The following is a 999-nucleotide window of genomic DNA, read 5'->3' as shown; positions in this document are numbered from 1 at the left end:
TAACGCCGCATTAAGGTGTGAGCAGCGCTTGGCTATACTTGAGCGAAGCGAAACTGCCAAGCGTTGCGAATCACTCTTAAATGCTTTGTTAAGTTTATAGCTGCACGTTGATTGGCTTCTCGCTCTTATCTAGTATGACATTACCCTTTATAAGCTTTTGAGCAATCCATTCAAGCTTTTTGAGGTAATGCTTTTCTTTATCTCGGTGACTCAACAGTGTTAAATAGATAATCACATTGGGATAATCTAGGAAAACCGTGTACTCAATAGTTTCCCCCATTTCAACGGCATCTATTACCCTCATTGTTAAAGTGCAATCTTCACGATCTACTGTTTCTATATATTCAATTTTAGGCTGACGATAATGACTATTTGCCCCTTGCGACTGCTTATCAAGTAAGTCGGGCAAATCTGGCCAATCCTTATCTTTATGGCTGAATGCTAGATAGATAAAACCTTCAGTATGAAAGGCTTCTTCTTGCGACAACCCAGCAGGATAAAACGATGCCACATACGGACCTTTTGGTGAAGCATCGACTACCCACCCATCAGGAGATGTTACGATTGCACACTCAGATTTTGAATAGGGTATAGCCATAAAGCCCTGAAATTCTTCAAGATCTTCGAAATTTATAATTCGAAGCTCAATATCCTGAGAGTCATATGTTGCTCTATTGTAGGCTGCCTCACTATATCCATTGTTTGTTATTAGTATGCCTTTGCTCGCCTTTAAATCTTGCAAAAAACTTAAAAAAGACTCGACTTCTTTGACATCAACTTTTTTATTAAAGTATTTGCAGTCAACGATTACACTCAAATCAAAGCCTGCGACTTTTCCTTCAATCAGGATGTCGATCTGCCTCTTTGTTTTTGACATCAAACCTTCGCGACGCACATTGTGCTGAATCGAGGTATTGGGAAATAGCCTCTGAAAGTGTTTCGTTATATAAATTTCGTATTCTTTCCAGTCCATTTGATGTCCTTCGTAAACTTAACGCC

The 999-nt window shown here is 39.3% G+C and carries 1 protein-coding gene; it reads right to left on the bottom strand.

The genetic code is table 11. The features are described from left to right. Positions 1-94: 94 nt before the first annotated feature. Positions 95-973 (bottom strand): restriction endonuclease, encoded by an 879-nt coding sequence (locus tag UF05_RS16985; RefSeq protein WP_048852602.1) that lies wholly within the window; start codon positions 971-973, stop codon positions 95-97. Between the last annotated feature and the right edge of the window lie 26 nt (positions 974-999).

The sequence above is a fragment of the Vibrio sp. S457-15 genome (assembly GCF_000960545.1).
Lineage (GTDB): Bacteria > Pseudomonadota > Gammaproteobacteria > Enterobacterales > Vibrionaceae > Vibrio > Vibrio parahaemolyticus.
This window is presented reverse-complemented; position numbering and strand designations above follow the sequence as displayed.